The 609-nt window shown below is 50.4% G+C and carries 1 protein-coding gene and 1 rRNA gene; both read left to right on the forward strand.

From position 1 onward, the window contains the following. Positions 1 to 196 (forward strand): hypothetical protein (locus tag A985_RS28875; RefSeq protein WP_232424502.1); only part of this gene is annotated, 196 nt, incomplete at its 5' end. Between the two features lie 189 nt (positions 197 to 385). After that, positions 386 to 609, forward strand: a 16S ribosomal RNA gene (locus tag A985_RS24060); the annotation flags it as partial.

A 609-nucleotide genomic window follows, 5' to 3' on the forward strand; every position in this document is an offset into this window, starting at 1 on the left:
CGGGCTGGAAAGCCCGGTGGTTGGTGGTTTTGGAGCTGGTGAGTTGCTACGGCGACGAGCGAAGAAGGCGAAAAAAACTGTTGACGACGACGAGAAGCTGCGACATAATCTTGCTTCTCTGCTGCAGATGCAGCGACGCAGAAAACGAAGCGACGGCGCGGTAAGTGTGCGACGAAGCGAAGTTCGATGCGATTGATCTTTAAAAACTAGACAACCGATAAGTGTGGGCACTCGATGAATAGTGCGTCTGCTTCGGCAGATAAGCTTTAAATTTATTGAGGCTCACATAAGTAATAGGTAAGTTAAGTAATTAACTTGTCAGCATACTTTGAGAGCGACCGGTTCGAGTGATTTATCACGAAAAACCGAAAACAGTAACAGGTTTAAACTGAAGAGTTTGATCCTGGCTCAGATTGAACGCTGGCGGCATGCCTTACACATGCAAGTCGAACGGCAGCACGGGTGCTTGCACCTGGTGGCGAGTGGCGAACGGGTGAGTAATACATCGGAATGTACCTTGTAGTGGGGGATAGCTCGGCGAAAGCCGGATTAATACCGCATACGCTCTGAGGAGGAAAGCGGGGGACCTTCGGGCCTCGCGCTACAAGA

Origin of the sequence: Pandoraea sp. B-6 (assembly GCF_000282835.1) — a bacterium.
Lineage (GTDB): Bacteria > Pseudomonadota > Gammaproteobacteria > Burkholderiales > Burkholderiaceae > Pandoraea > Pandoraea cepalis.